General features: G+C 68.0%; 28 protein-coding genes and 2 CRISPR repeat arrays. Of the genes, 14 read left to right on the forward strand and 14 right to left on the reverse strand.

Annotated elements, in window-relative coordinates:
• The 5 genes from resB to U9J66_RS25885 all read left to right on the forward strand — a co-directional run.
• Positions 1-1,405, forward strand: a 1,405-nt coding sequence (gene resB, locus U9J66_RS25865; protein ID WP_326339028.1) for a cytochrome c biogenesis protein ResB, incomplete at its 5' end; no start/stop codon positions are given.
• Positions 1,402-1,524, forward strand: a complete 123-nt coding sequence (locus U9J66_RS25870; protein WP_326339029.1) for a hypothetical protein — start codon at positions 1,402-1,404, stop codon at positions 1,522-1,524. The genes resB and U9J66_RS25870, both read left to right, overlap by 4 nt.
• A gap of 136 nt (positions 1,525-1,660) precedes the next feature.
• Positions 1,661-2,092, forward strand: a complete 432-nt coding sequence (locus tag U9J66_RS25875; RefSeq protein WP_326339031.1) for a hypothetical protein — start codon at positions 1,661-1,663, stop codon at positions 2,090-2,092.
• Between the two features lie 149 nt (positions 2,093-2,241).
• The gene (locus U9J66_RS25880) at positions 2,242-3,387 is read left to right on the forward strand and encodes a PLP-dependent cysteine synthase family protein (RefSeq protein WP_326339032.1); all 1,146 of its coding nucleotides are present in this window, start codon (positions 2,242-2,244) and stop codon (positions 3,385-3,387) included.
• Positions 3,384-4,709, forward strand: coding sequence for an MFS transporter (locus tag U9J66_RS25885; RefSeq protein WP_326339033.1), 1,326 nt, complete (start codon positions 3,384-3,386; stop codon positions 4,707-4,709). Before U9J66_RS25880 ends, U9J66_RS25885 begins: the two co-directional genes overlap by 4 nt.
• 133 nt (positions 4,710-4,842) lie before the next feature.
• Here U9J66_RS25885 and U9J66_RS25890 read toward each other — a convergent pair whose 3' ends face one another.
• From U9J66_RS25890 to U9J66_RS25905, 4 genes are all read right to left on the reverse strand, one after another.
• Entirely contained in the window at positions 4,843-5,856 is a 1,014-nt protein-coding gene (locus tag U9J66_RS25890) for a C40 family peptidase (protein WP_161110292.1), read from the reverse strand.
• A gap of 235 nt (positions 5,857-6,091) precedes the next feature.
• Positions 6,092-6,454, reverse strand: coding sequence for a hypothetical protein (locus U9J66_RS25895; protein ID WP_326339034.1), 363 nt, complete (start codon positions 6,452-6,454; stop codon positions 6,092-6,094).
• 189 nt (positions 6,455-6,643) lie between these two features.
• Positions 6,644-7,072, reverse strand: coding sequence for an OsmC family protein (locus U9J66_RS25900; RefSeq protein WP_014913421.1), 429 nt, complete (start codon positions 7,070-7,072; stop codon positions 6,644-6,646).
• Between the two features lie 212 nt (positions 7,073-7,284).
• Positions 7,285-8,556: an erythromycin esterase family protein gene (locus tag U9J66_RS25905; protein ID WP_326339035.1), complete on the reverse strand. Its 1,272-nt coding sequence runs from the start codon at positions 8,554-8,556 to the stop codon at positions 7,285-7,287.
• A 319-nt stretch (positions 8,557-8,875) separates the two neighbouring features.
• Between U9J66_RS25905 and U9J66_RS25910 the strand changes: the two genes are divergently transcribed.
• Positions 8,876-10,285, forward strand: coding sequence for an MFS transporter (locus U9J66_RS25910; RefSeq protein ID WP_326339037.1), 1,410 nt, complete (start codon positions 8,876-8,878; stop codon positions 10,283-10,285).
• Positions 10,286-10,348: 63 nt separating this feature from the next.
• Here U9J66_RS25910 and U9J66_RS25915 read toward each other — a convergent pair whose 3' ends face one another.
• The gene (locus U9J66_RS25915; RefSeq protein WP_326339039.1) at positions 10,349-10,696 is read right to left on the reverse strand and encodes a nuclear transport factor 2 family protein; all 348 of its coding nucleotides are present in this window, start codon (positions 10,694-10,696) and stop codon (positions 10,349-10,351) included.
• A gap of 1,003 nt (positions 10,697-11,699) precedes the next feature.
• On the opposite strand from U9J66_RS25915, the gene U9J66_RS25920 reads away from it, so the two are divergent.
• Together U9J66_RS25920 and U9J66_RS25925 are read left to right on the forward strand one after the other, a co-directional pair.
• Positions 11,700-12,602 (forward strand): DUF6236 family protein, encoded by a 903-nt coding sequence (locus tag U9J66_RS25920; protein ID WP_442789874.1) that lies wholly within the window; start codon positions 11,700-11,702, stop codon positions 12,600-12,602.
• A gap of 226 nt (positions 12,603-12,828) precedes the next feature.
• A CRISPR array of direct repeats spans positions 12,829-13,280; the repeat unit is 25 nt; unit sequence AGCCCCACGCACGTGGGGATGGACC.
• 26 nt (positions 13,281-13,306) lie between these two features.
• Positions 13,307-13,777 (forward strand): NUDIX hydrolase, encoded by a 471-nt coding sequence (locus U9J66_RS25925; RefSeq protein WP_326339040.1) that lies wholly within the window; start codon positions 13,307-13,309, stop codon positions 13,775-13,777.
• 193 nt (positions 13,778-13,970) lie between these two features.
• Here the strand turns inward: U9J66_RS25925 and U9J66_RS25930 are convergent, their stop codons facing one another.
• Positions 13,971-15,032, reverse strand: a complete 1,062-nt coding sequence (locus U9J66_RS25930) for a DUF6924 domain-containing protein (protein WP_326339041.1) — start codon at positions 15,030-15,032, stop codon at positions 13,971-13,973.
• 207 nt (positions 15,033-15,239) lie between these two features.
• Here U9J66_RS25930 and U9J66_RS25935 point away from each other — a divergent pair, with 207 nt between their 5' ends.
• The 4 genes from U9J66_RS25935 (at position 15,240) to U9J66_RS25950 (ending at position 17,405) form a co-directional block, all read left to right on the forward strand.
• Positions 15,240-15,407: a hypothetical protein gene (locus U9J66_RS25935; protein WP_326339042.1), complete on the forward strand. Its 168-nt coding sequence runs from the start codon at positions 15,240-15,242 to the stop codon at positions 15,405-15,407.
• A 54-nt stretch (positions 15,408-15,461) separates the two neighbouring features.
• Positions 15,462-15,827 carry a toxin-antitoxin system YwqK family antitoxin gene (locus U9J66_RS25940; RefSeq protein ID WP_326339043.1) on the forward strand — a complete coding sequence of 122 codons (366 nt, stop codon included), beginning with the start codon at positions 15,462-15,464 and terminating at the stop codon, positions 15,825-15,827.
• Positions 15,811-16,380 carry a pentapeptide repeat-containing protein gene (locus tag U9J66_RS25945; protein WP_326339044.1) on the forward strand — a complete coding sequence of 190 codons (570 nt, stop codon included), beginning with the start codon at positions 15,811-15,813 and terminating at the stop codon, positions 16,378-16,380. Before U9J66_RS25940 ends, U9J66_RS25945 begins: the two co-directional genes overlap by 17 nt.
• Positions 16,381-16,679: 299 nt before the next feature.
• A complete protein-coding gene (locus U9J66_RS25950) occupies positions 16,680-17,405 on the forward strand; it encodes a hypothetical protein (RefSeq protein WP_326339045.1) in 726 nt (241 codons plus the stop codon).
• 270 nt (positions 17,406-17,675) lie between these two features.
• On the opposite strand, the gene U9J66_RS25955 is transcribed toward U9J66_RS25950, so the two are convergent.
• Together U9J66_RS25955 and U9J66_RS25960 are read right to left on the reverse strand one after the other, a co-directional pair.
• Entirely contained in the window at positions 17,676-18,176 is a 501-nt protein-coding gene (locus U9J66_RS25955) for a DinB family protein (RefSeq protein WP_326339047.1), read from the reverse strand.
• Positions 18,177-18,216: 40 nt separating this feature from the next.
• The gene (locus tag U9J66_RS25960; protein WP_326339049.1) at positions 18,217-18,843 is read right to left on the reverse strand and encodes a class I SAM-dependent methyltransferase; all 627 of its coding nucleotides are present in this window, start codon (positions 18,841-18,843) and stop codon (positions 18,217-18,219) included.
• 86 nt (positions 18,844-18,929) lie between these two features.
• Here U9J66_RS25960 and U9J66_RS25965 point away from each other — a divergent pair, with 86 nt between their 5' ends.
• Both U9J66_RS25965 and U9J66_RS25970 read left to right on the forward strand, forming a co-directional pair.
• Positions 18,930-19,517, forward strand: coding sequence for an XRE family transcriptional regulator (locus U9J66_RS25965; protein WP_326339050.1), 588 nt, complete (start codon positions 18,930-18,932; stop codon positions 19,515-19,517).
• Positions 19,518-20,339: 822 nt separating this feature from the next.
• Positions 20,340-20,861: an AAA family ATPase gene (locus U9J66_RS25970; protein WP_326339052.1), complete on the forward strand. Its 522-nt coding sequence runs from the start codon at positions 20,340-20,342 to the stop codon at positions 20,859-20,861.
• Here U9J66_RS25970 and U9J66_RS25975 read toward each other — a convergent pair.
• The 6 genes from U9J66_RS25975 to U9J66_RS26000 all read right to left on the reverse strand — a co-directional run bounded on the left by U9J66_RS25975 (position 20,815) and on the right by U9J66_RS26000 (position 26,006).
• Entirely contained in the window at positions 20,815-21,417 is a 603-nt protein-coding gene (locus U9J66_RS25975) for a hypothetical protein (RefSeq protein ID WP_326339054.1), read from the reverse strand. The genes U9J66_RS25970 and U9J66_RS25975 overlap by 47 nt on opposite strands.
• A gap of 127 nt (positions 21,418-21,544) precedes the next feature.
• Complete coding sequence (locus U9J66_RS25980) at positions 21,545-22,537, reverse strand: SRPBCC domain-containing protein (RefSeq protein ID WP_326339055.1); 993 nt, start codon at positions 22,535-22,537, stop codon at positions 21,545-21,547.
• A complete protein-coding gene (locus U9J66_RS25985) occupies positions 22,527-22,844 on the reverse strand; it encodes an ArsR/SmtB family transcription factor (protein ID WP_326339056.1) in 318 nt (105 codons plus the stop codon). The genes U9J66_RS25980 and U9J66_RS25985 overlap by 11 nt, the downstream gene beginning before the upstream one ends.
• Positions 22,845-23,121: 277 nt before the next feature.
• Positions 23,122-23,393: direct repeats of the CRISPR family, unit length 29 nt; unit sequence CTGCTCCCCGCGCACGCGGGGATGGACCC.
• Between the two features lie 230 nt (positions 23,394-23,623).
• A complete protein-coding gene (locus U9J66_RS25990) occupies positions 23,624-24,778 on the reverse strand; it encodes a ribosomal RNA adenine dimethylase (protein ID WP_326339057.1) in 1,155 nt (384 codons plus the stop codon).
• A complete protein-coding gene (tgmB, locus tag U9J66_RS25995; protein WP_326339059.1) occupies positions 24,775-25,734 on the reverse strand; it encodes an ATP-grasp ribosomal peptide maturase in 960 nt (319 codons plus the stop codon). Before tgmB ends, U9J66_RS25990 begins: the two co-directional genes overlap by 4 nt.
• Positions 25,735-25,748: 14 nt before the next feature.
• Positions 25,749-26,006 carry a hypothetical protein gene (locus U9J66_RS26000; RefSeq protein WP_326339061.1) on the reverse strand — a complete coding sequence of 86 codons (258 nt, stop codon included), beginning with the start codon at positions 26,004-26,006 and terminating at the stop codon, positions 25,749-25,751.
• Positions 26,007-26,226: the final 220 nt, after the last annotated feature.

Below are 26,226 nucleotides of genomic sequence, written 5' to 3' on the forward strand. Positions count from 1 at the left end.
GCCGCAGAACGTGGTCAGCGTCGACCAGGTGGCCACCTACTACCAGGAGCACCCCGACCTGGCCCCGTGGCTGGACCGGTTCTACCTGTTCGACGTGTTCTCCTCGCCCTGGTACGGGGCGATCTACATGCTGCTGTTCGTGTCGTTGGCGGGCTGCGTGATCCCGCGGGCCCTGGTGCACGCCAAGGCGGTCCGGGCCCGGCCGGTGGCCACCCCCAGGAACCTGTCGCGGATGCCCTACGTGGCCCGCTTCTCCACCGATACCCCTCCCGATGAGGTGTTGGCTCAAGCTCGGAAGGTGCTCAAGGGCTACCGGGTCGAGCGTTATGAGAACTCGGTCTCGGCCGAGACCGGTTACCTGCGCGAGGCCGGCAACGTGCTGTTCCACTTCGCGCTGCTGGGCCTGCTGTTGGCGCTGGCGGCCGGGGCGTTCTTCGGCTACCGCGGCAACATGCTCATCGTGGAGGGCGACGGTTTCGCCAACACGTTGCCCTCCTACGACGCGATCTACCCCGGCCACTGGACCGACACCGATGCCTTCGAACCCTTCACGATCAGGTTGGAGGAGTTCGAGGCCACCTTCATCGAGGAGGGGAACCTGCGCGGGCAGGCCTCCTCCTTCGTGGCGGACATCCGTTACCGGGAAGGGCCGGGAGAACCCGAGCAACAGCACACCCTGGAGGTCAACCACCCCTTGAGCGTCGACGGGGTGCAGATCTACCTGCTGGGGCACGGCTATGCGCCGCGGTTCGAGGTGCGCAACGCCGACGGCGACCTGGTCTTCGACCAGGCGGTGCCCTTTTTGCACCGGGAGACCATGACCTACACCTCGGACGGTGTCATCAAGGTCCCCGACACCGGAGGCGAGGAGCTCGGCTTCGTGGGCGTCTTCCTGCCCACCGCGATGGAGGACTCCGAGGGCGAACTGGTCTCGGGCTTCCCCGGAGTGCAGAACCCGATGGTGACCCTGGAGGCCTACCAGGGTGATCTGGGGATGGTGGATCCGCAGTCGGTCTACCAGTTGAAGACCGCCGGGATGGAGAACATCGGCGAGTCGCCCGTCATGGAGATCGGTGACACCTGGGAACTGCCGGACGGCGCCGGGTCGATCACCTTCACCGGGGTGAAGGACTACGTCTCCCTCCAGAGCAACCGGGACGGGGCGCGTGTGCCGGCGCTGCTGGCCGCCTCCTCGGCCGTGGCCGGGCTTCTGCTGACGTTGTTCGTGCGTCCCCGACGGGTCTGGGTCCGCGCCATCCCGGGCGAGGACGGCCGCACACGCGTCGAACTGGCCGGACTCGGCAAGACCGAGGTGGCCGGCGACAACGCCGAGTTCCACGAGATCACCACCAGGCTCTCCGGGAGACTCTCCGGCGGGTCCGACACCGGAAAGGAGGAACGGTGAGTCGGTTCCCGGCCGCACCGGCGAACGAGGGCATGGCGTCGATCATCGGCGCCTTCGCCGCCCGTGCCCCTTCCCCCGGGCGGGCGTTCGCCTCCGGTGGTCCGTGTTCGCACGCCTGATCCGGTGACGAGGCGGGGCGGAGCCGGGGGACCGGAACCGTCCCGCCCCCGTCGTTCCCGGGCACCGTGATGGTGTCCTCGACCACAGATCGGTGATTCTCCGCTATGGGCGAGTGACCTTCAGTAGCATCGCGGTGTGACGCGAACGGCGATGAGGACCCACCGGAGGGGCAGGCTCCTGCCCGTACTCCTGGTGGTCATCACCGCCCTGCACATGATGTGCGCGGTGGGCTGGTTCCAGCCCGACCCGGAGCACGAGACGGGCCCCCGCCTTCAGGCCTCCACCGCCGAACGGATCGCCGAACCCGCGCCTTCGAGCGTCCCCGGAGGCCAACAGGCCGCCTGCGAACAGCACCACCCCGGAGGCACCGACCTCGTTCCCGTCCAGGAACGAGGGGCGGGCGACCAGGGGACGCCCCCGGTGACCGACACCGCCCTGGCGACCCTGTGCCCGGAACCGTGGCCCTCCGTCTCCACCGGCGAGATGCGGGCGCTCAACACACGCCACGCGCGTCGCCGCCGCGAGAACTTCTCACCGCTGATCCCTCTGTGCGTCTGGCGCATATAGGAGCCGCTCCGGCCGTCCCGCCCCTCGTGGCGGAGACGGCCCGAAGCCCCTGTCGGACCTCCAGCACGTGAACCGGACCGGCGGGTCCCGAGGGACGCGATCCCCACCGGCCCCGCCGTCCCGTGGCGTGCCCAGCGGAAGAGAACAGTATGCGGACGAACATCGCGCCCACACCCGTGCCCGCGCCCAGCCCCGCCGAATTCCTGGCCGCACCGGCCACCACCATGCGCCGAACCCCGGCCGGAGCCGTGGGCAATACCCCGGTGCTGTGGGTCGGAGAACCCTACTGCGGGCCGCGCCGCGGCTTCTGGGCCAAACTCGAAGGGCACAACCCCGGCGGCATCAAGGACCGGCCCGCCCTCCACATGATCGAACGCGCCCGTGAGTCGGGGCGGCTCGCGCCCGGCGGCCGGATCGTCGAATCGACCAGCGGCACCCTGGGACTGGGGCTCGCGCTGGCCGGCATCACCTTCGGCCACCCCGTCACCGTGGTGACCGACACCGGCATGGAACCGCTCATGGTCCGCCTGCTGCGCGCCCACGGGGCCGAGGTGGACATCGTCGACACCCCGCACCCCCGAGGCGGATGGCAGCAGGCGCGCAGGGAACGCGTACGCGCGCTGCTCGACGCCGACCCCACCGCCTACAGCCCCGACCAGTACAACAACCCGCACAACGTCGAGGCCTACCGGGGGCTGGCCCACGAACTCATCGCCCAGCTGGGGCGCATCGACACGCTCGTCGCCAGTGTCGGCACCGGAGGACACTCCGCCGGGGTCGGCCGCGAACTGCGCCGTTTCCTGCCCCACCTGCGCGTGGTCGGCGTCGACGCCGTCGGGTCGGGCATCTTCGGCCAGCCCTCCGGAAAACGGATCATGCGCGGCCTGGGCAGCAGCATCGTCCCCGGCAACGTCGACCACGGACTCTTCGACGAGGTCCACTGGGTCGACCCGGCGCGCGCCGTGCGCACGGCACGTACTCTGGCCGCCACGCACTATTGCAGCGGAGGCTGGAGCGTGGGCGCGGTCGCCACGGTCGCCCGATGGCTGGCCCACACCCGTCCCATCACCGAACGCGTCGTGGCGATCTTCCCGGACGGACCCCAGCGCTACTTCGACACCGTCTACAACGACGACTACTGCCGGGCCCACGGCCTGCTCGAAGCCCCCGCCACCGAGGAGCCGGAGGAGATCTCCACCCCCTCGGAACGGGTCGTCACCGCGTGGACGCGCTGCGCCAAGGTGGGCGAGACCGCCGAGTGCCGCACGGACACGGTCGAGCGGGGCGGGCGATGATCACGACCTGGAACCGGCTGGCCTCGTTCGACCCGGCCGTGCGCCTGCTGATGGTCAACCAGCTGACCATCAACGCCGCCTTCTTCATGCTCATGCCCTACCTGGCCTTTCACCTGACCGACAGCGTCGGCGTCGCGGTGTGGGCGGTCGGGCTGATCCTGGGCGCCCGCAACCTGTGCCAACAGGGCATGTTCCTCGTCGGCGCCGGCCTGGCCGAACGGTTCGGCCACAAGTCCGCCATCATGGCGGGCTGCGGTCTGCGCACCATCGGGTTCGCGGCGTTGGGCTTCGCCGACTCCCTGGTCGTGCTGCTGCTCGCCTCGGCCCTGACCGGGTTCGCCGGGGCCCTGTTCAACCCCGCCGTGCGCGCCTACCTGGCGGCCGCGGCGGGGGAGCGCAGGGTGGAGGCCTTCGCGCTCTTCAACGTGTTCTACCAGGTGGGGTCGTTGATCGGCCCCCTGCTGGGGATGGCGCTGCTCGCCGTCGACTTCACCGTGGTCGCGACGGTGGCGGCGATCCTGTTCGCGGCCCTGACCGTGTGGCAGTGGCTCGCCCTGCCCACCGCGACCCCCGGGACGGAGGACACCGACCGGGAGAGCGGTCGGGGCGTCATCGCGGGGATCGTGGACGTGTTCCGCGACGGACGCTTCCTCCTCATCGCGGTCGCGATGTCGGGCACCTACCTGCTCAACTTCCAGGTCTACCTGTCGATCCCGCTGGCGACCCAGGACGCCGCGGTCGAGGTGGGCCTGGGCGCCGACCAGGGCCGGTACGCGGTGGCGTTCCTCTTCCTGGTCACCGCCCTGGTGACCATCGTCGGTCAGGTGCGGGTGGCCGCCTGGATCAAGGAACGGTGGGGAGCCGCCCAGGCGCTCCCCGCGGGGGCCTTCATCATGGCGACGGCGTTCCTGCCGATGCTCGCCGCGCCCGCTCTGATCGAGGCGGCGAGCGGATCGGAGTCATGGGTCGCGGCCCTGGTCGCGGTCACGGCGCCCGGCGCCCTCACGGTCGCGCTCCTGGGGCTGGGGACCATGGTCGCCTACCCCTTCGAGATGGACACGGTGGTCCGGCTGGCGGGGAGGCGCTCGGTGGCGCTGCACTACGGGCTGTACAACACCTGCTCGGGGGCGGCCATCACCCTCGGAAACCTCCTGGTCGGGGCGGGACTCGATGCTCCCTCGCCGGAGGCCCGGAGCACGGTGTGGCTCTCGCTCGCCCTGGTGGGGGCGGTGTGCGCCACCGCCACCGCGCTGATCGGTCGGGCCGGTTGGTATTCACCCCGACCCGAACCGGAACCGGTGCCGGAACGTCGCCCGGTGTGACCGACGTCGGGCCGGTCCCGTGACCCGGGGCCGGCCCGATGAAGAGAGCATGAGGGTCCGGCGGTCCGGCGCCCCGGGGGAGGTGCGCCGGACCGCCGGGCTCACCCGGGCGAGGGCCGGGCGAGAACGGGGGTCAGGGCCGTCGGGCCCCGACGAAGTGGGCCGCCCAGTAGTCCGCGAGACGGACCTCGGAGATGGTCTTGCCGCTGCTGGGAGCGTGGACCATCATGCCGTTGCCGACGTACAGCCCGTTGTGGCCCAGATCGGGGAAGAAGAAGAGGATGTCCCCGGGCTGGATGTCCTCCCAGGCCACGGCGTTGGGCATCTCGTACTGGCTATAGGTGGTGCGGGGGATGCTCACGCCCGCGGCCGCCCAGGAGGCCTGCGTCAGACCGGAGCAGTCATAGCCGTTCGGGCCGGTACCGCCCCACAGGTAGGGCACACCGATCTTGCTGTACGCGAAGTCGATCGCCGCGCGCGCGTCGCCCGAGGCCGACCCCGTGTACACCGCGTCCTGGCCCTCCGACGTGTCGCTCTCACCGGCGGTCGTGGGGTTCTCGCCCTCGAAGGAGGCCAGCAGCTCCTCCTGCTCGGCCAGGGCCTTCTCGACCTCCTCCTTGGCCTCCTCCAACTCCTCGAGGAGTTCCTCGGCGTCCTCGTAGGTCGCGTCGGCCTCGTCCTTCAGAGCGATCAGGCGGGCGTCGCTCTCGGCGTAGTCCTCCAACTGTCGGCGCCGGCTCTCGGACAGGTACGACAGGTCGGCGGCCTGATCGAAGATCTCCGACGGGTTGTCGACGTACAGCGCGACCGCCACCGAGTCCGGGTCGCTGGATTGATAACTGGCGGCGGCCAGCTCCCGGACCTTCTGGAGGAGGCCCTCGTAGACCTCCTCCTCGGAGCCGATCTGCGCGTCGATCTCCTCGACCCGCGCCTCGGCGGTCTCCAGAGCCTCCTCGGCCTCGTTGAACTCCTGGACCAGCGAGCTGGACTCCTCCAAGAGCTCCTCGATCCGCTGTTCCACCTCCTCCTGGGTCGGCTCGGGCTCGGCGTGGGCCACGGCCAGGGGAGCGGAGAAGGAACCGAGGGCCACGAAGGCGCCGATCGTCATCAGGCGCCGGTGGAGGCCGGGGGTCCGCTTCGAATCCATGGGATGCACCTCATCGTTGATCCCGCGACCGGGGCCGGTGGCCCGGGGTCGCGAGGGACCGACGCGGCGGTGAGGCCGTCGTCGGTGGTTCGCGTGGGAAGGAAGGGATCCGCGCCCGGTCGACACGAGACGGCGCCGCGCATGGGGGCGCGCCTCGGCGAGGGCGGGGATCAGGGGTGTGTCGGCCCGTCGGTCGACGGTTCGGGTGTCGACGAGGGGGCCGGGGCCGATCGGCCTACACCCTCCGCACGCACAGGGAGATGAGCGCTCGAACGCCGCCGAGGCGGGGTGTGGCGTGCCGCCGTCGGGCGAGCGTGACCCGGGCGGGGGTGCGCTCGGGAAGCGGCAGCCGGAGGAAGCCGAGAAGACCGAACCCGAGCAGCAGCGGTCCGATGGCCGAGCCGCCGCGCTGGTCGGCGACGGCGCCGTCGCTCTCCTGGCAGTGCTCGTCGATCGAGGCCATGGAGGCGGGCGGAACGGCCTGGGTCTCGGCGCTCGCGACGGGCGGGGGCCCGAACGAGAGGGGCTCGTCCTCCCAGGGGTGGCACAGCGAGATGAGGATGACCCCGAGAGCGAGCAGCACGGAGAACGCGGTCATCGTCCACGACCACGACGCTGATTTCGGACGGGGGTCACACACGGATGTGACGATACCGGAACCCGCGCCGCATCGCGGACGAGCCGGGCCTTCCGGGCCTCTGAGGGCGGCGCGCGCAGGACGTGACGACACAGAGGGCCTTCGCGCGACGTTCCCGCGCGAAGGCCCTTTCGACGAGGTCGGGTCCGGTCAGCCCGCCAGCTCGGCCGACAGGGTGATCTCCGTGCCGGTGAGGGCCTGGCTCACCGGGCAGTTGGCCTTGGCGTTCTCCGCGGCCCGCTGGAAGTCCTCCTCGGAGATCCCGGGCACCCTGGCCTGGACCGTGAGGTGGACGCCGGTGATACCCGTGCCCGGCTGGAAGGTCACCTCGGCACTGGTGTCCACCGTCTCGGGAGGGGTGCCCGCCTGGGACAGGCCGTGGGAGAGCGCCATCGAGAAGCAGGTGGAGTGGGCGGCGCCCAGCAGCTCCTCGGGGCTGGTGCGCCCGTTGGCCTGCTCGGCCCGGGAGGGCCACGTGACGTCGAAGGTTCCCACCCCGGAGGAGTCCAGGGACACCGTCCCCGATCCCTCCATGAGCGAGCCCTCCCAGTGCGTGGTCGATTTACGGGTGGTCGCCATGGGGTGCTCTCCTCGTGTGGTCGAACGACGTCGGTGGGCCGGCGGCTGTCCGGCCGTGGACAGGGTCGCATCGGTCGGGCCGTGAAGGCGATGGAAACGCCGGTCCCTCCCCGGTTTCGGTCCGGTTCGTGGTGGAACGTGGCCCCTTGGCCGGAGGGGGACGCCGGTTCCGGTCGGACCGCAGCCGCACATCCCACCGGACCGTCCGGCCTCTACCCGAGCACCTCGGCCGTGACGGTGGAGGTCTCGGTGTTCAGCACGGCGTCGAAGGCGTCGACGACGGGGACGTGGAGGTAGGAGCTCTGCAACCGGGTCCGGTCGGGCTCGGAGCCGTCGAGGGAGGAGCGCCTGGGGCGCAGGTCCACCAGGCCGGGGCCGAGGTCCTCGTCTGCGAAGACGGCCTCGACGGAACCGGGTTCGGGCGCCCCGAGTTCGGTGTCGTGCACGGTGAACCCGAAGGGCGCCGTCTCCTCCGGCACCATGTCCGCCGTGTTCCCGGAGACACCGGTCAGCGCCAGCGAGAAGTAGTCCCCGCCCAACGCGTCGTGCAGGTAGTGCCCCATCGGGAACCCCGTGAGCCGGCCGTCGAAGAGGACCGGCGACTTCAGGATGTGGGCGTTGTGCGCCGCCAGCACGATCCGGGTCTCGGGGCCGCCCCGCTCCAGATGCCACAGCAGCGACGCGGCCATGGCGTGGTCACGCGCCGACACGTCGGCCGTCCGGCCGCGCCCGGCGAAGAGGTCGGCCATCGCACGGAAGGAGTAGTCCGTGTGGGCCGCGACCTCCAGCGTCCGCAGCGCGACGTCGTAGTCGCGTCGACCGCCCCGGGAGACGTAGAGCGGTTCGACGGACCGGAAGCGGATCGCCAGCCGGGAGAGCAGCGCGCCGAGAGCGTTCCGCTCGGCGGGGTCCAGGCGTTCCCACCTCGGCGCGGCCGCCGCCGCGGAAGGGCCGGCGAACGAGGAGGCGATCCTCATGGCCTCCTCGACCTCGGGCAGGAACTCGGGGTCGACCCGGCGCAGGTACCCGGCGACCAGGGACAGGGCGGGCAGCAGTGAACCCCCGGCGGCCGGGACGTCGACCCCGGCGAAACCCACGGGGCGCTCCGCCCGCCGGTTGTGCTCGCGGACCCACCGCAGGGAAGCGTCGACCCCCACGGGGACGGCCGAGGCCAGGTGGTCCGTCAGATCCTCCTCGGTGCCCTCGCCCCGGGCCCAGGCGTCCAGCACGTGGCCCTCGGCGAAGCCGTACTCGAAGGCCAAGACGGTGAACCCGCAACGCTCCACGAGGAAACGCAGCACACGCCGACGCACGGCCGAGAACTCCTCGATGAAGTGCGAGTTCTCGCCGACCGCGACGACCCGTGCGTCGCCGATCAGCCCGCGCAGCGGCTCCAGGTCGTCCAGCGGGGCGTCGGGGTCGAGGTGAGTGAGCGGTGTGAAGTGATCGCGGGCCCAGGAGGAGAACGGGGAGGTCGGGGTCATGAGGGGACTCGATTCTCGATGCCGGGAGGCGGGGGCGGGGCGTCTTCACGGCGTGAAGCGCGCGATCCCCGGATCCTTCCACAGGCCCCCGATAATTCGGATGACCGACGACGGCGCCGCTGCTAACCTCCTCCCCATGAGTGCTTCGAGTGCCGCCGCCTGCGCCGCGGTGACCAGGACGTCCCGCTAGCGGCGGGGCGTTCCACACACCTTTCTCCTCTCCTTCGGGATGCCCGGCCGCTTCGCGATCAGACCGAAGCGGCACCTTCGTGCTGCTCGGATCCCTTCCTGAGCAACGGAGCACCTGATGTTTCCAGGCATGCCCTCTTCCCGGGGGCACGGCCCCTCTCGCGCACGTTCGTGGCTGGTGTTGTGCGCGATGTCGATGTTGCAGTTCTTCATCGCGGTCGACGTGACCGTGGTCAACATCGCCCTCCCCTCGATCGGTGACGACTTCGGGGTCGACGGCCACGCCCTGACCTGGGTCGTGGTCGGCTACACGATCACCGGCGGCGGACTGCTGATGCTCGGCGGCCGGCTCGGCGACCTCCTGGGCCGGCGCCGTGTCCTCCTGGCGGGCACCACCCTGTTCGGCGTGGCCTCACTCCTGGCCGGGGTGGCCCCCACCTTCGGGGTGCTGGTCCTGGCCCGCCTCTTGCAGGGCGTCGGCGAGGCCATCGCCCTCCCGGCCGCCATGGCCACCATCGTGCTGATGTTCCCCGAGGGGCGGAGCAGGTCACGCGCGCTGAGCGTGTGGGCCGCCGTGGCCAGCTGCGGGCTGGTGCTCGGCTTCGTCCTGTCCGGGGTCATCACCGCCCACCTGGGCTGGCGCTGGATCTTCCTGATCTCGGTGCCGTTCATCCTGGTCGTCCTCGTGGCGGCGCTCGTCCTCGTCGAACGCGACCGGCCGGTCGCCCGTGAGGCGGTCCGGCTCGACGTGCCGGGCGCGCTGCTGCTGACCGCCTCCCCGCTGCTGTTCACCTACGGGGTGGTCGAGATGGGCGAACCCGGAACGCCCTCCTGGGTGAGCGTGGCGGCCCTGGCCGGCGCGGTGCTGGCCGGCATCGGGTTCGTGCGGGTGGAGGCCCGGTCCCCGCACCCCCTTCTGCCGCTGAGCTTCTTCGCCGACCGGTCGAGGGTCACGGCCAACGTGACCACGATGCTGCTCAGCGGGGCGCTGTCGACCTCGTTCCTGCTGTTCACGTTCTACCTTCAGGACCATCTCGGCATCGGCCCGCTGGGCGCCGGACTCATGATGCTGCCGCTCGCGATCTCCCTGATCGTGTTCTCCACGCTCGTGCCCCGGCTGCTCGGCCGGTGGGGAGCGCGCGTGTGCGTTCTGACGGGGCTCGGGTTCACCGTGGCCGCGATGACCCTGATCGCGACGGTGGCCGTTCTGGGTGCCGGAGCGCCCTGGTTGGTCCCGGCGATGCTGCTGATCGCGGCCGGGATGGGCTTCGGGCTCGTCGGTCTTCAGTACATCGCGGTCAGCGGGGTGACCGAGGAGGACGCCGGGATCGCCTCGGGCGTGCAGCGGGCCGCCGACCAGCTCGGCGGCGCCACCGGGGTGGCGGTCTGCGTGGGCATCGGGTTCGCCCCCGCCCTGCACACCGCCGACCCGTTCCTGGTGGCGGCGGTGTTGGCGGGCGTCGGGCTCGTCATCGGAACCCTGGTGATCCTGCGGACGCCGGAGCCGGCCGTCCCCGAACCGAGTGAGCAGACCGGCTAGGCCATGGTGACGGCGCCGCGGGGCAGGGGTGTTCGCACCCGCGGCGCCGGAGCCTTCTTCGGTTCAGGTCGCCTGCCAGGTCTGGATCCGCACGATCCTGTCCCCCTCGAACGAGTAGACCTCGGCGGAGGAGAACGGTAGCCCGCCGTCCTGACCGTCGGGCACGAACTCACCGTGCTGGAGGGCGACCACCACGTCCGTGTCCTCGATGAACCGGTCGATGGTGACCACGGCGCCTCCCGTGGCCAGGTCCCGGGTCATCTGCCGCTCGAACTCCTCCTTGCCCGTACCGACCCGCTCCCCGTTCAGCTCCCAGACCAGGCTGTCATCGACGTGGCTCAGGATGGTGGGCAGGTCGCGCGTGGCGAAGGCCGCGGCGTACTCGGAGACGATCCTTCGACGCTCGCTCATCGTGCCTCCTCGACTCGGTCGGATCCCTTTCGGGGTTTGGACTCCGAGACCGGACGGAACTCATCGCCGGCCGGGCGCCCGCCACGAAGAGGCTCCCCCTCATGTCCTGAGCCGAGGACGATCGAGGGGAGGGGTGTGGCTCAGGGACGATCGCCCGATCGGCCTCGCCGAGCCGCTCAGCGACCTGACCGAAGCCGTCCGGAACGTCGATCGGCGTGGGCTCGCGCAGAAGGGCGGCCACCTCGGCGCGTGCGCGGCCCGCCCGGTGTGTTCTTCCTGCGCTGCCGCCGGTCTTCCGCCCGCTCCCTCATGCGGCCGGTGAGTCGGCCGTCAGTGGACACCGTGTTCTCGGAACAGGGGCAAGCCCGGATCCGTGAAGCCCTCAGCTGGGTCAGGCCGTGAGATCCCCAGTGCCCGAGCTCCGATCGGTTACGTAGACGCCGCAGCCGACTTCGGAACCCTTCGGCGAATAGGGATCTCTTCCTTATGGAGGGATGCGATGATCGGTTGAATGTTGCCGCCATCATGCTCGGTTTTTATGTGGTCTTCTGGGTGGTGAGCAGTAGTGGCTGTGCTGATCGATTCAAGATCTTGATCGGTTGGTTTGCTCCATGGTATTGATTGTTTTCTCGAGGTGAAATAAGTGGCGCAAACATCTCCGAAAGTCGGATTTCGGCGACATGGATTGTATTATCCCTACTTCCATGTGCGTGATGATCGTTGGCTGAAGGTCGCCTCTCTGTACTGGCCCAGGTTGACTCGGATCGTTCCGCAGGACTACCGGACACGTGATTCCACCTTGGTCAGGGCTTTGGAAGGAGACTTCATCACGCGTCACCCTCCGGGAGCCTCCGTCGAGAACATCGCTCCACTGTTCCTTGAGCTGATCGAGGAACATGGTGACCTGCTGCGTTCTCGCTTGCGGTCTCGGGAGCTCATGGTCGATGGGCGCGGGGGTGGCCGGGCGAGAGCACGCGGTACGACCGCAGTGCATGTCGGGCAGATGTCCTCCGAGGTGCGGGAGGCTCTTCAAGCCACAGGGCTGGCTCTGGGAGGTCGCATATCGCGCTGGCATGGTGTCGACCATCGACAGGGGTACGGGGGTCTGGAGAACTCCATCGATGGGGGACCTGACATGCGAGACCCCGAGGAGTGGGTGGTGATGCATCCTGATCTGGTCGCGGTGTACACCAGTGTGCTCGCGGAGGATTTCGCCAGGGCCAACAAGCTGCAGCCCACCACTGATCAAGGGCGGGCCTACGCAGTGGTGAACGACTGGACTCGTGATCGCATTGCTGCCGTGCTGTTGGGTTGGGAGGATGAGATCGGGAGCTCGTATTCCGAGAATATTTCAGAGGTGCTCGGGTTTCTGGCTCTGGAAATCGCTGTACCCGCTGATCTTCGCAGGGTCTCTATCGGCCAGATCATCGAGCTGCGTGAGCGTTATGGTGCTGAGTTTCTCGCCTTCGGTCAAGCTATCGACCAAAAGGCAACAGAGATGGCCGAGCTATCCGATATTCGAGACCAGGGTATCCTGAAAACCTATCTGCAGGATGCTGTGACCGAACGGTTCGCGGCACCGCTGGAAGACCTGAAAGGGAAGATCGCAGGTCTCACCGGTAAGGCAACGACGATGGCGATCAACGTCAAGACGGAACTTCCGGCGGCGCTCACGTTGGCGGGAGGTGCATGGTTGGCAGGGCAACCTTTGGTCGCTGGAGCCGGGGCGGCCGCGATCGGGGTTCTGGGAATCGGGCGTGGCATTCGCCAGGAACGCCGCTCCCTGTTGGAAACCGATCCTGCGGTCAGTTTCCTGTTGCATACGGAAAGGCGACTGCGCCCGCGCACACTCGTCGAGCGCACGGTCCGCCGAGTCGGAAGAATCGCTGCCGCCGGTGGCTCGTGAACAACAGGGCCTGAGAGAACGGAGGGCGAAGGCTGACCCGCGCGCAGGGAACGATCAGCGGGTTCGGTAGTCGGCGTTCTGGGAGGGAGCGAGCTGAACCGGTGGGGCGTTCTCTCCAGTGTTGCTTCGGGGCGGGTGTGGTAGGGATGAGTGAGGAGCGGAGGCCGCTTCGATCCAGAGGTTGCGGGAAGATAACGGCCTCTGTTTTCGCAGGTCGTTTTCCCTAAGCCCCACGCACGTGGGGATGGACCGCAGTCGGAGACCGAGCGGCCGTCCGAGCGGCCCTAAGCCCCACGCACGTGGGGATGGACCGCTCACGTAGTTCTCGTTCGTCACGGTTTCTTGCTAAGCCCCACGCACGTGGGGATGGACCGCGCGAACACGATCGGGTTACCCAACCGGCTCCCTGAGCCCCACGCACGTGGGGATGGACCTGCGCTTCTCGATCACGCGCAGACCCTTTCCTGCTGAGCCCCACGCACGTGGGGATGGACCGCACGAGCTTGATGAGTGAGCCGCTTCCCGGCCCTGAGCCCCACGCACGTGGGGATGGACCGCACGAGCTTGATGAGTGAGCCGCTTCCCGGCCCTGAGCCCCACGCACGTGGGGATGGACCGGCCGCGCGGGCATCGATCAAGGTCGGCTCGCCCTGAGCCCCACGCACGTGGGGGTGGGCCAGATCCGAGCCCGTTAGTGTCGGGGCGTGGCCTCTGATCCCACGGAATCCTTCGCCCGTCCCCGTGTTACCGCCGGTGCCCTGTTCTTCGATGAGCAGGGGCGGGTGATGATGGTGGTCCCCACCTATAAGGACTACCTGGATATCCCTGGCGGCTACATCGAGCATGGGGAGACCCCGAGCCAGGCCGCCGCGCGTGAGGTGAAGGAAGAGCTGGGCATCACCCCGCCGATCGGACGGCTCTTGGTCGTGGACTGGGCGCCGAACCTCTCTGAGGGAGACAAGCAGCTGTTCGTCTTCGACGGGGGAGTCCTCGATCGGCGCCGGCTCGACCAGATCGCTTTGGATCCGGCTGAGCTGGCCGGCTATGAGTTCCATGAGGTGGCCTCGATCGAGACGGCGACGATCCCACGGCTCGCCCGTAGGATCGTTCAAGGGGCTCGCGCGCGTCGTGAGGGGACGACGGTCTACCTGGAGAACGGCGAGGCTGTTCAGTAGTTGCTCCCAGACCCTCCTCCGGGGGGGACGAGTTCCTCGTCTTCGGAATGCGAAAGGGCCCTCGGCTCGGAGCGTGGCTCCGGACCAAGGGCCTGGGGGTGCGAGCTCATCGCCGCGTAGGGCCGTCTCCGGGGGAGAACGGAAGGAACGGATCGCTCCCGCCGCCTCCTGCGCCGACCCCCGGATAGCCGGATCACCAGCCCCGCCAGGCTCGCCTCTCCTTCTCCGTGATGACCGCCGGCCCGTTCGGCGAGCCCTGGTTCATCCAGTCTGAGAGGTCGTTGTTGCCGACGAAGAGGTTGGCCGCCATGCTCCGCACCTTGTCCGAGGGCAGGCGGAAGGACCACCTGACGTTGTCCTCCAAGGGCACGACCAGGACGGTGCGGTCGGAGCCGCTCATGGAGGCGTGGTCGGCGATCACCACCACTTCCTCGCCGGTCTCCTCATCCTCGTCCTCGTTCGGACGGACGATCGCCATCACCTGCTCCGGTGTGGCCCCCGCGAAGGCCGGATCGTCCACGATCTGCACATAGGGCTGGTACTCCTCGGGGGTCTCGACCTGGGGGTCGAGGCGGTCCACATCCTCCGCGAGCGCGGCCCAAGCGCGGTCGTCGCTGAAGTCGGTGCGCACGAGCAGCCCCCAGTTGTTCTGGGTGATCACCGGCAGGGGCGCGACGGGCGACCGGTAGTGGGGCGGGTGGGCCGCGGTCTCCAGGACCTCGCCCATCACTTCGGAGGCGCCGTCCAACCAGTCCTCGTAGGACTCGTCGGGTTCGAGTTCGACCTCGGCGGCACCGCACTCCTTGTGGTGCTCCAGGGTGTCCTCGACGCTGGGGCGGTGCATAACCAGGTAGGTCATGGCCGCTTGGCGGGGTGTGACACGGAAGCGGTAGAGGTCGTCGTCACCGGGGAGGAAGGCCACGAGCGGGCGCAGGGCGGGATCGCGGGTGGTGCCGCTGTCGGCGATCAGGACCAGGTCGGGAACCCAGACGTCCTCGCCGTTCAGTGCCTCGGACACCTCCACGGGGGTGGTGTCTTGCCAGGCAGGGTCCTGAGACACGAGAAGGCGCCGGGGGATGGGTCCCGGGGCCGGGGGCAGGGGTTCTCCGAGGGCGTGGGCGACCATGCCGGGCAGTTCGCCCATACGCGAGAGCACGTCGTTCCAGGTGGTGCCGTCGCAGTCGCCGCGGATCAGTAGTGCGCCGGGCACGCGCTCGGTCTCGCCGTCGGGGGACAGGGGCAGGGTGGGGGACATCGGGGGCCTCTTCACGGTCGCGGCCTATGGTCCGTCACTTCTACCGGTCGGGCCCGACAAACCGGTACCTCGGGGATCGAGTGCAGAGGCCGGTCTCTACGCCAGGACCGATGCTCTCGGATGGCCTGTTCCGGTCACGGCCATTGGCCGAGTGCGGGGAGAAACCTAGGCTGGTCAGCCTCCCCCACCCTCTTCCCCGGAGCCTCATTGAGTTACGACACGGTCGCGCTGGTCGCCCAGGAACCCGGCCTGGAAACGGTCGCCCGCATCCTGGAACGGACCGTCCCGGGCCTGTGGGTACAACCCCACCCAGGGACCGGTCTGCTCGAACTGCGCAGCGATGACCGAAGGTGCGCCCAACTTCAGTTTATTTAAGAACGCGCATCCCAAATAGTTCCCTGATTCGAATCAAGTAACGTGAGGGTATTAATGAAGCGAGTCAATGAAGAAGAGCTGGAGTACGACTACGACGACTACGGTGTTGCCCTTTTGGATGGGGAGCCGTTTACGGGAGAGGCGATCGAAAAATCAGGCGATGTGGTCGTCAGCTTGACGACCTTCGTTGGTGGTAGGGAAGACGGTCCACAGGTGGAGTGGTACGAGAGTGGTCAAATTCGAGCGGAGGGTTGGTCTTCCCGAGTTGGAGGGGCTTCGGGTGTTTGGAGTGAATGGAACGAATCGGGTCAACTTGTGGAGAGGAAAGAATTAGATGAGAAGGGGAACCTGATATCTTGGCGCCAGTGGGGCGAGGATGGAGTCCTGATCAAGGATGAAACCTATGACCCTCTGTGGTGATCCCAGGAATGGAGCTGCTGATCATTGGTCATGCGGCTGTCGGGGGCTCTCGATGAGGTACCTGTACCTCATCGCCGCGGACCTGAGAGGGACGGTGTTCGACGGCTGTGATTTCACGAAGGCTGAGTTGCGAGGTGCTTTGATCGAGGGTGCCCGGTTCGTCGAGGCGAACTTCTATAAGGCCGACCTTTCCGAGTGCTCGGGGGAGGGCGCCGACTTCACCGGTGCTCGGCTCGTAGGGGCGGAGTTCTATCGCTCTGAACTGGCCGGATCGGTGTGGTCCGGTGCCTGGATCAACGCGTCATGGATGCACGAGACCGACCTGAGGGGAGCGGATCTGAGAGGGGTCTGGTTCGGCCCTGATGACAGGGCGGGACGTACCAAGCTCGCTTCCGCTCGGATCGGGGGCGCGGATGTGCGGGGCGCGGGCGGATGGGTCGAGGGTTCGGCGGATGTCGGGCCTCCTGGGGAGCCTCGCGTGCTCGTCGGGGACGAACTCGCAGCCTGGTTCGCCGAGCAGGGCGCGCCGGAGGTGAGGGTCGGTAACGTCTGACGTAGATCCGGGTCGTTCCGTGCTCGCGGTTCCGACCGGCGGCCGGTTCATGATGTTCGGATTTGAGCATGGGAGGCCCCGTGCTCCGGGTCCTCCGGATGGCGCTCACCCCGACCAGGGGCATCGATTTTCTCCAGACGAGCTCGAATCAAGATCGAAGATGCCGGGAAAGTCGGTCCGGATTCATAAGAAATTGATGCGTGCGTACTCGGGGTAGTGAGGGAGGCATGAACTCAGGGCCTGCTGACCGGATCAACGGTCGACGTGTGCGTGACATGGTCGGTAAGGATCCGACCCCCGTGAGTTACTACATGATCCGGTGGGAAGGACTTTCCATCGGAGCGCTGTTGGCCCAAGGTGAGCGCAACACCAGGTTCCTCGCGGTCATGGGGGCGACCGACCTGGAAACCAGGCTCAGTTCCAGTGAGGCCTGGGGGAGTCGTCTATCGAAGGACGCCGAAGAAGGGTTCGGCCCGATCGAGTCCATTCGAAGGTGGAAAGGGGTGCCGTCGCAGCCGGGGGTCGGTGGAATCCCGCAAGACGCCCGACTTCATACGTGCGCCGACCTGGATGAGCTGAGCCGGCTCCTCAACCCTGGTCACGAACCAGAGAAGGACACCATCAACGAGCGCCTCCAAGATCCTCACATGTTGTACGGGCGGGGTTGGGAGCCGTTTGTAACGAAGAGGGTCGACACGGGATACAGGATCCTGGCCCGCGGGGAAGTCCTCTACCGTCCGGTGCGTATCGGGGGGACGATCATCGGTTTCTTGTGGGCTTCCGATGCGGAGAACGCCCGGGGCTATGAACCGCGACCCGTGGCCGGTCCGTCGGCATGGCGTGCCGAGAGCTGGTGGATCGATCAGGCCGCCGAAGCGGTGGCCAGGGGGTTGACACCTGTCGGTGCTCTTCGTGAGCGCATCGGGATGCCCGAGGATCCCGTCGGGGGACGGCTCGATTCAAGCGACGACGAACTCATCATCGCCTCAACGAGAGACCTCCGACAGATCGCCAGGCCGCCCTGAGCCCCACGCAGGTGGGGATGGACCGACGCCGATCTTGTCCGCCTCGGTGTAGGGGTCCTGAGCCCCGCGCACGCGGGGATGACCCCGCCTGGACCGCCGCGAGGGTGGCGTTCCCGAACTGCTCCCCGCGCACGTGGGGATGACCCCACCGACCGGTCCGAGCTCACCCGCAAGAAGAACTGCTCCCCGCGCACGCGGGGATGGTCCCCTGACACGCGTGGTGCTGTGGTCAGGTGTTCCTTTTCCGGAGAGCCGGAGCAGGCACCACGGTCAGCGTCCGACCGCTCCATCGATCTGTTCGCGGAGGATGTCGGCGTGGCCCGCGTGGCGGCCGGTCTCCTCGATCATGTGGACCAGGGCCCAGCGGAGGCTGGGCGCGGGGCGGCCCGGGACCGGTCGGGGGACGGGTGTGCCGAGGTCGGTGCACTCGTCGAGCACTCTGTTCGCCCGCTCGACCGTTCGCCGGTAGCGGGCGACGACGTCTGCTCCGCTGTCCGAGGGAGCGGCCTGGAAGGTCGCCTGCCAGTCGGTGACCCGGTCGCCGAGGAACATCGCGCGCTCGACGAAGGTCAGGTGGTGGAGCAGGCCGAGCAGGTTGGTCCCCGAGGGCACTCCGGCCGTTCGGGCCTGCGGCTCGGGGGCGTTCTCGACCTTCGCGGCGATCGAGGTTCGGAGGTAGTCGAGGAACCCGCGTAGGACCTCCGCTTCGCTGTTTCCAGTGCGGGGCGGTGGGGAGTCACCGCGACGGTCGTCTCGGGAGGTGGTGGACATGAGGGGTTCCTTTCGCCGGGAAGCGGTTCCGGGCTTCGGGTCAGGCGGTGCGGCGGATGAGCAGGATGTGGTCGGTGACCTCGGCGGTGCGTCCGCCCGGTCCGGTCGCGATCCGGCGAGGCGTGTCGGCCCGCTCGACCGTCCACGTCGCGGGGTCCAGGTCGATGTCCGCGGCGACCTCTTGCGGGGTCGGGTAATGCGTGTCGTGGTCGGGGTTCCACGACCATGGTGCGGTCGAGCCGTGGTCGACGATCAGCAGGAACCCGCCCGGGTTCAGCGCGTGAGCGGCCGCCTGTAGGACGGCGGACCGGTCCAGGTCGTGGGGGGAGTGCAGGTAGTGGGCGCAGACCAGGTCGAACCGGCCTCGTGGGAAGGACGTGTGCAGGTCGTGCCGTTCGGCGGTCACCAGTTCTTGTAGGTCGTGTGAGTGGGCGAGGGCGGTGAGCCGCGCGACCGCCACGGCCGAGAGGTCGACGGCGGTGACGTGCCACCCCTGGCGGGCGAGCCACAGCGCGTCGCCGCCCTCACCGCATCCCAGGTCCAACACTCGGCCGGGCGCCAGGCCCGTGACCGCTTCGACGAGTCGGTCGTTCGGTCGCGGGTCGGTGGCCACGGGCCGGGTCGCGTGGACGCCGTCCCAGAAGGTGGTCGCGTCTTTCGTGTCCATCGGGACTCCTTGTGTCGGGATGCGCCCAGCCTCACCGAACCGCCTTGATATGGCACGAAATCTTGCGGTTATGGCAAGGTGCGGGGATGGACGACGAAACGGAAGACGTGCTCGACGTGGTGGGGTCGCGGCTTCGCGCACTGCGTCGTGCTCGGGGCATCACCCTGGCCGACCTCGCGGTGACGATCGGGGTTTCGGAGAGCACCCTGTCCCGGCTGGAGAGTGGGCGGCGCCGCCCGACTCTGGAGTTGCTGCTGCCGCTGGCACGTACCTACGACGTCCCTTTGGACGATCTCGTCGGTGCTCCGCGCACGGGTGACCCCCGCATCCATCTGAAGCCGATCCGGCGGTTCGGGATGGTCTTCGTGCCGCTGTCCAGGCGGCCGGGTGGCACTCAGGCGTTCAAGATGATCATCCCCGCTCGGAGTGAACCGCTCGAACCGACCCCGCAGACCCACGAGGGTTTCGAGTGGGTGTACGTGCTCGACGGTCGTCTGCGTCTGGTGCTCGGGGAGCGAGACCTGATGTTGTCGCCCGGCGAGGTGGCCGAGTTCGACACGTCCCTGCCGCACTGGCTGGGCAGCGCCGACGGTGGATCGGTCGAGCTTCTCGTCCTGTTCGATCTGCAAGGAGTGCGCGCACACGTGCGTACCGGTACGGCCTCCGAAGCTTGAACCCCGCTGGTCCCACCGGCCCCCGCGCACGGTGGGGATGGACCCAGAAGCCGGACGAGCACATCGAGCGGTACGGCCTGTTCCTCGTGTGTGTGGGGGCTGGCTGAAGTCGGTGGCGTGTTCGTGGGTTCTGGTCGGCTCTGTGGGGGTGTGGTAGGGATGAGTGAGGGCCGGAGGTCGCTTCGATCCGGAGGTTGCGGGAAGATAACGGCCTCTGTTTCCGCAGGTCATTTTCCCTGAGCCCCACGCACGTGGGGATGGACCGCCTGTCGTCCTCGGGTGCGCGGAAGCTGCTCGCTGAGCCCCACGCACGTGGGGATGGACCGGTGATCTCCGCCCACTCGCCGAACAGCAGCAGCTGAGCCCCACGCACGTGGGGATGGACCGGAGGGCTGACATGGCCGAGCCCCTGCTCGTTGCTGAGCCCCACGCACGTGGGGATGGGCCGCGCGGAACGGGTTCGATCGCCGCGACGTGCCTGGTGGGGCCCACCAGGTGAGAGGTGAACATCGTGTAGTAGCCGATGTTCGCTCCCACATCCACGAAGGTGTCCCCGGGTGTGAGGCGACAGGCGATCCACGCGCTCAGGTGGGGTTCCCAAGCGCCGAAGGTATAGAGGTAGCGCTGGACGATATCGCTGGTGGTCACCGTGAACCGGCCGCCGAACCGTGCTGAGACAGCAGTGGTGACGGGGTTGCGCAGGAGGTCGTTGTCCAACCAGCGGATGGCGTTTTTGGGTACGAATGCAGGCGTGCGTTGGATCGCTGTTCGTAGGGTTGCTCTTGCGAAGGATTTCATCGGCTGCTCTGAGAAGGAGAACGTGTGGAACGGGTTCCTGTGGTCTTCCTGCTGGTCGGGTTGACCGGTTCGGGAAAAACCACCTACACACGCAGGCTGCTGGAGCCGCAGGGCGCGGTGCGGGTGTCGGTGGATGAGGAGGTCCACCGTCGCCACGGCCGTTACGGGGTGGACTATCCGGAGTGGGAGTACTTCGACCGTCAGACCCCGGTTCTGGTCTGGGCTCGTGAGCGTCTGGCTGAGCTGGTGACCGAGGGCCGTGACGTGGTGGTGGACCACGGTCTGTGGCGGCGTGCGGAGCGGGCCGCGTGGAAGAAGCTGGTGGAGGCCGCGGGGGCCAGGTGGCGGTTGCTGTACTTCCCAGTGGAGCGGGAGGAATTGCTGCGGCGCCTGACCGAGCGCAACCGTCGTGCGGACGCCAACGCCTTGACCGTGAGTCCGGAGGCGTTGGACGACTTCTTCGCCCGCTTCGACCCACCCGAGAATGAGGGTGAGGAGGTCATCGCTCCGGACTCGTTTCCGCGTGGGTCGGCCTCCAGCCGGTGAGGATCTGGTCGGCTTCGTCCTGCCAGGTGGGCGGGTGGTCGTGAAGGGTGACGGGTCGGAAGGCCAGAGTGGGGTCGGTGGTGTCGATCCGTCCGTTGTTCTGAGCCAGGTGGTCGAGGAAGCGGGCGGCTTCGTGGCGGACGGCCGGGGTGGCCTCGGCCCAGGTTTCGGAGGCGAAGTGGGTGATGCGGCGCCGCAGGTCGGTTTCGATCCCGTTTCGCCATTTGAAGTGGTGGACCACTGCGACCGTCCCGTGCGCAGGGTGGTGTCCGGGCGCCCTGTGGTTTCCCGAGGAGATGGGGACGTTAGAGCGGGCGAGGACGATCTTGCGAGGATCGGCCGGCAGTAGGCGGTGGGTGATCCACCCGCCCAAGGGGTGGGCAGCGTCCAGAGCTTCCCGTGAGGGTGGTCCCTCCCATCCGTCCAGGCGTCCGGTGGCGGTGACGCGGTCGAGCATCAGCCCGCGCACTACCGTGTGGCCTTCGGTCTCCGCCACACCTATGGTCTCCTCCAACCCCGTGGGGAAGGTGTGGAACTCGTCGCTGTCGGCGGTCATCTGCTGAGCCCCACGCACGTGGGGATGGACCGGTGCCTGGACACCTTCATGGCCTTCCGGGCGACTGAGCCCCACGCACGTGGGGGTGGCCCCCGTGCCCCGCCCTCGCGTGGTCGATGACTCGGCTCTATTCGCTCGCGTAGGCGAGTTCCCAGTGGTGACCGTCGGGGTCGACGAAGTAGCCCAGGTACAGCCCCATCTCCTCGTCCACACCTCCTTGTTGCGTGACGGTTCCTCCCTTGGCGTCGGCGGTGTCGAGCATTTCGTCGACCGCTTCCCGGGACTCGATGGCGCAACTCAGGATCACGCCGGTGCCCTTGCCCGGGTAGGCGACGCCTCGACCGGCCTTCTTGCTGTACGTCTCGAAGGCCTGCTCCTCGATCAGGAAGAGTGAAAGGTTCGGCAGCTCCACGGCGATGATGCCCTCGCTCGCTTCGAGGTCGGGCAGGTCGAACACGCTTCGGTAGAAGTTCAGCGCGATGGCCGGGTCTCGAACCGGCAGGCAGACGACGGTGCCGACGATCTTGCTCGTCGTGGCTTCGGTGGTCATGGTGTTCCTCTCGTGATGCTCGGTGCCGGAAGCGGCGAATGCCTCCCGGCGCTGTTCGATCAGTTCCGGGCACCCGTAGGCACGCGCGCGGTCGCCGACGACACGTTCTCGATCGACCCCGTCCTCCTCGGCCGCGAGGCGGCCCAGGCAGACCTGCCAGCCGGCCGCGTACAGGCTCGCCCGTGTGGGGTCGTTGAGCGTCTGGCGGAGTTCGAGTGTCGCCCCGCTGTTCGCGGCGCGGGTGATCGTCCAGCTCAGAAGTTCTGGGCCCCATCGGTGGACGAGCTTGCGCGGCGCGTCGGCGATGAGCACCTCGGCGTCGATCGGGGTGTCGTGCGGATGCTCCCGGCACGTCGCGGGGCCCGGCCTGTCCAGGGTTCGGTCGGGGACGACCGGCGACCATTGTTCGAGGAGGTCCGGCCGGGTGAGCATCCGCCACAGCTTCTCGGGGGAGTGTGGAAAGGTCCGGCGCATGATGAGCGTCCACTCGGCCGCGGTCTGCTGCAGCAGAACCTCGATCGGTGCGTGGATCTGCCGTGCGATCTCCTCGTCGCGTGGTTCATCGGTCATGATCGACCTGCTCCTCGTCCAAGGCCTCGGCGAGCCTGTCGAAACTTGTGCTCCACAGGTCCACGTAGGGCCGCACCCACGCCACGACATCCGGTAGCGGCCGTGTGGTGAGTCGGTACACGCGGCGCTTGCCGACGACCTGCGATTCGACGACCCCCGCTTCCCGAAGCACTCGCAGGTGCTTCGAGGCGAGGGACTGGGAGATACCCAGCTCACTCACGAGTGTGCCCACGTCATGCTCGGAGACTCGTAGTCGATCCACGATGGAGCGTCGCGTGGGCTCAGCGATCACAGCGAAACCGTCCATGCTCCAACGATGAATGATTGTTCATATGAACGTCAAGGCATAAGATGGGGGCGCGTGGAGACCTGAGGTTCCGCTGACTCGCTCGACCAGATGATCGAGTACTGAGTTCGCGACCCCTGCTCTTCCCGGTTGTCTCGTTCGGGGTGTGCTGGTGCGGGGGCTTGTCCGGTGGGGGAGCAGTGCCGGGGCGGCTGATCGAGGAGTGTCGGTTTTGTCTGTTTCTCGACAACGTGCAGAAATGACGGGTCGGCCGGGATAGCGTTGCAGGTCAGGAAGACTGCTCCCCGCGCACGCGGGGATGGACCCGACCGTTGGCACCCGAGGTCAAGCGCGTCCTGCTGCTCCCCGCGCACGCGGGGATGGACCCCCGACGATCAGCCCGGCGACCGACTCGGGGTTCTGCTCCCCGCGCACGCGGGGATGGACCCGCGGCGGCTTCGCGTTCACACTGCTCGGCATACTGCTCCCCGCGCACGCGGGGATGGACCCCACGGCCAGCGTGAACCCGCCGAAGAACCACCTGCTCCCCGCGCACGCGGGGATGGGTGAAGTCGGTGGGGTGTTCGTGGGTTCTGGTCGGCTCTGTGGGGGTGTGGTAGGGATGAGTGAGGGCCAGAGGTCGCTTCGATCCGGAGGTTGCGGGGAGATAACGGCTGTCGTTTCCGCAGGTCGTTTTCCCTGAGCCCCACGCACGTGGGGATGGACCTGCGACTGGGGGACCGGGAACATCCCGCCGGGGCTGAGCCCCACGCACGCGGGGACGGGTCGGGGCTCCGGGCTCAGCCGGTGGTCTCTGGCCCGTCCAGGGGTGTGTTCGTGTTCTGTGGGTGGTCGAGCCAGAGGTGGTGTTCACCGGCGGGGGCGACGGTGAGCCCGTAGCGGCCGATCTCAGGACGACCCGCCTCCTCCCAATCGGAGAGGAGGGCGGTGTAGGCCGCCCACAGATGACGATCGCCCCGCTCGCTTACCGTCGTCCGTCCTTGGTGGTCCACCTCCACACGCATCCAGGACCCGGAGGCCCCATCGAGCACCCCGTGCACCTGACCCTCCTGCCGGTGCTGGACCACGCGCAGGCCGTAGGGCAACAGGAGCGACAACAAGAACTCCGAAGAAGCATGGTCCTCCAGCCCCGGAACCTTTTCCACCACACGCACCCGATCGGGCCCACCCCCGGTCACCGACAGCACCTCCGACACCGTCGGCACCCCCGGGGCGCAAGACGAACGTAGGCGCATGAACCCGGCGGCCTCGGGCAGGAACCGCCCACGCGCGTGACCATCGGACCCCTTACGCAACAACGCCATCCCCAACCCCACGTTGGCCAGGACCAGCCCACCCTCGTCCAACTGATCGAGCCAGGAGACCGGGATACGGCCGAGCCCGCAGGTGGCCAGGATCCGCTGGTAGGGCGCGTTGTTCGGATAGCCTCGCGCTCCATCCACCGCGGCCAGGCCGGGCCGATACCCGGCGGCCTCCAAAGCCCCACGAGCCCGATCGACCAGGACACCGTCGACGTCGATCGAGGTCACCAGGGCCGAGCCGAGGCGTTCGCTCAACAGGGCGGCGTTGTAGCCGGTCCCGGTCCCCACCTCCAGGACCTTCATCCCGTCCTGGACCTGGAGGTGTTCGAGCATCAAGGCCATCAGCGAAGGCTCGGTGGAGGAGCTGATCGCCAGACCCTCGGCGGAGAAGCGGGTGATGAGCGTGGCATCGCTGTAGATGGTCTCCAACCGCCCCGGCGTCTGCTCGTCGTAGGCCACGGTGCCCTCGGGGGTACGCACGACAAAGGAGGAGACGAACAGATGACGAGGCACCCGAGCGAAGACCCGACGCCACTCGGGCGAGCGGATCGCGCCCTTCTCCGACAGGTCCCGGGCCAGGCGAGCGGCGTGCTCGGGCTCGAACGCCTCGGTTGTGGTGGTCGAACGTGTCACGTGTGCTCCTTGGAGAGTCGGGTGGCGATCGCGGAGGCGATGGGAAGACCGGTGGCCAGCTCGATCCATCCCCACTGGCCGTTCGGGTTGAGTTCGAGGAACACCCACTCCCCGTCGGGGGTGACGACGAAGTCGAGTGCCCCATAGGTCAGGCCAAGAGCGCACATCAGACGAAGGACCGCCCCACGCACGGAACACGGCGCCTCGATCGGGGCGTAGGAAAGGGAGCCGTAATCGGATCTCCAGTCGGTGCGAGCCGCTTCACCCCGGGCGTCGATCCGCGCGGCGAACAGCTCTTCCCCGACCACCGTGAGACGGACCTCGTAGGCCTTGTCGACCCACACCTGGAACAGGTGCGCCGTGCGCTCCACCCCCGGCCCGATCTCCTCGGGCTCGACGACCGTGGTGTACAGAGCCTTCCTGACCTGCCCGGATCCGTCGGGTTCGGGCCCGCCGGTCATGGGCTTGTACACGGTCTTGGCCTGAGCCAGGGCGAAGGTGTGTGCTGCGTGGGTCGTGTTGGTGATGAGGCTTTCGGGAACAGACAGGCCGGCCCGAGCGGCCTGTGCGAGTTGGCGTGGTTTGTGCGCGGCGACCCGGTTGTCGTCGGGGTGGTTCAACCAGAAACGGTCCAGAGCGGACAGGACGCCGTGAAAGCCGGCGGCGGCCTCACGCTCGGACCACCGCCGCTCGCTCTCGTTCAAGTGGCGGTGCGCTCGATGAGGAGACGGGCGCCGGTGGTAGACGGAGGTGATCTCCGTCAGGGAGATCTCTCGAACTCCCTGACGAAGGGTTCCCGTGACCGTGCCGGTCGAGGAGAGGTGCGCGCAGAGTGCGCTCTCTTCCGGGAAGTCTCCCGGGTCACAGCGGAAGACGGGCACCTCTCGGCGGTGGAGTTCACGGATCACCAGGTCGGCCGTGGGATCGAACCGCTGGGTCAGGACCAGGACGGTCACGGGCTCGTCTCCTGTCAGGCGTCGGTGACCTCGTCGGTCCAGGCCTGCATGTCCTCGGTGGTCGTGACCGTGCACTGCACCGCGGTGCCGAGGATGGGCTGTTCGATCAGGGGACGGCCGTCGCGCGTCGACATCTGCCTATCGGTGTCGTAGTCGATCCCGCTCACGTCGTAGGTCGCGTTGATGCCGGGGGTGGTGCAGCGGGTCAGCCCGAAGGGTCGCACGAGTGTGATGGTGGAGGTTCCGGTGGGGGAACTCTGGACACTGGCCATGGATACCTGAACTCCTTCAACTGAGATTTGAGAAGAGTTGAGTCGAATGACTCTTTTCAGCCCTTGAAGGTTGCCGGACTTCGGTGGATCCCGTTGTCCGAAAGAAGCGGGTGTTCGGTGAGAACCCTAGGCAGGGGGTCTTCGGTGGAGCAACGAAGTTGCAGGAAGTCGCTCCTCTGAAGCTTCTCGATGCAACTTCACGCAACAAGCTTGACCGAGG

The organism is Nocardiopsis sp. LDBS1602 (assembly GCF_035818715.1).
GTDB lineage: Bacteria > Actinomycetota > Actinomycetes > Streptosporangiales > Streptosporangiaceae > Nocardiopsis > Nocardiopsis alba.

Excerpts from the sequence above, each read along its gene's own strand:
- U9J66_RS25905 (WP_326339035.1), bottom strand. The coding sequence starts at position 8,556 with ATGACCCCGACCTCCCCGTTCTCCTCCTGGGCCCGCGATCACTTCACA.
- U9J66_RS25880 (WP_326339032.1), top strand. The coding sequence starts at position 2,242 with ATGCGGACGAACATCGCGCCCACACCCGTGCCCGCGCCCAGCCCCGCC.
- U9J66_RS25965 (WP_326339050.1), top strand. The coding sequence starts at position 18,930 with ATGGACGACGAAACGGAAGACGTGCTCGACGTGGTGGGGTCGCGGCTT.
- U9J66_RS26000 (WP_326339061.1), bottom strand. The coding sequence starts at position 26,006 with ATGGCCAGTGTCCAGAGTTCCCCCACCGGAACCTCCACCATCACACTC.
- U9J66_RS25955 (WP_326339047.1), bottom strand. The coding sequence starts at position 18,176 with ATGTCCACCACCTCCCGAGACGACCGTCGCGGTGACTCCCCACCGCCC.
- U9J66_RS25975 (WP_326339054.1), bottom strand. The coding sequence starts at position 21,417 with ATGACCGCCGACAGCGACGAGTTCCACACCTTCCCCACGGGGTTGGAG.
- U9J66_RS25940 (WP_326339043.1), top strand. The coding sequence starts at position 15,462 with ATGAAGCGAGTCAATGAAGAAGAGCTGGAGTACGACTACGACGACTAC.
- U9J66_RS25985 (WP_326339056.1), bottom strand. The coding sequence starts at position 22,844 with ATGGACGGTTTCGCTGTGATCGCTGAGCCCACGCGACGCTCCATCGTG.
- U9J66_RS25945 (WP_326339044.1), top strand. The coding sequence starts at position 15,811 with ATGACCCTCTGTGGTGATCCCAGGAATGGAGCTGCTGATCATTGGTCA.
- U9J66_RS25980 (WP_326339055.1), bottom strand. The coding sequence starts at position 22,537 with ATGACCGATGAACCACGCGACGAGGAGATCGCACGGCAGATCCACGCA.
- U9J66_RS25890 (WP_161110292.1), bottom strand. The coding sequence starts at position 5,856 with ATGGATTCGAAGCGGACCCCCGGCCTCCACCGGCGCCTGATGACGATC.
- U9J66_RS25910 (WP_326339037.1), top strand. The coding sequence starts at position 8,876 with ATGCCCTCTTCCCGGGGGCACGGCCCCTCTCGCGCACGTTCGTGGCTG.
- U9J66_RS25895 (WP_326339034.1), bottom strand. The coding sequence starts at position 6,454 with ATGACCGCGTTCTCCGTGCTGCTCGCTCTCGGGGTCATCCTCATCTCG.
- U9J66_RS25960 (WP_326339049.1), bottom strand. The coding sequence starts at position 18,843 with ATGGACACGAAAGACGCGACCACCTTCTGGGACGGCGTCCACGCGACC.
- U9J66_RS25930 (WP_326339041.1), bottom strand. The coding sequence starts at position 15,032 with ATGTCCCCCACCCTGCCCCTGTCCCCCGACGGCGAGACCGAGCGCGTG.
- U9J66_RS25920 (WP_442789874.1), top strand. The coding sequence starts at position 11,700 with ATGTCCTCCGAGGTGCGGGAGGCTCTTCAAGCCACAGGGCTGGCTCTG.
- U9J66_RS25915 (WP_326339039.1), bottom strand. The coding sequence starts at position 10,696 with ATGAGCGAGCGTCGAAGGATCGTCTCCGAGTACGCCGCGGCCTTCGCC.
- U9J66_RS25900 (WP_014913421.1), bottom strand. The coding sequence starts at position 7,072 with ATGGCGACCACCCGTAAATCGACCACGCACTGGGAGGGCTCGCTCATG.
- U9J66_RS25885 (WP_326339033.1), top strand. The coding sequence starts at position 3,384 with ATGATCACGACCTGGAACCGGCTGGCCTCGTTCGACCCGGCCGTGCGC.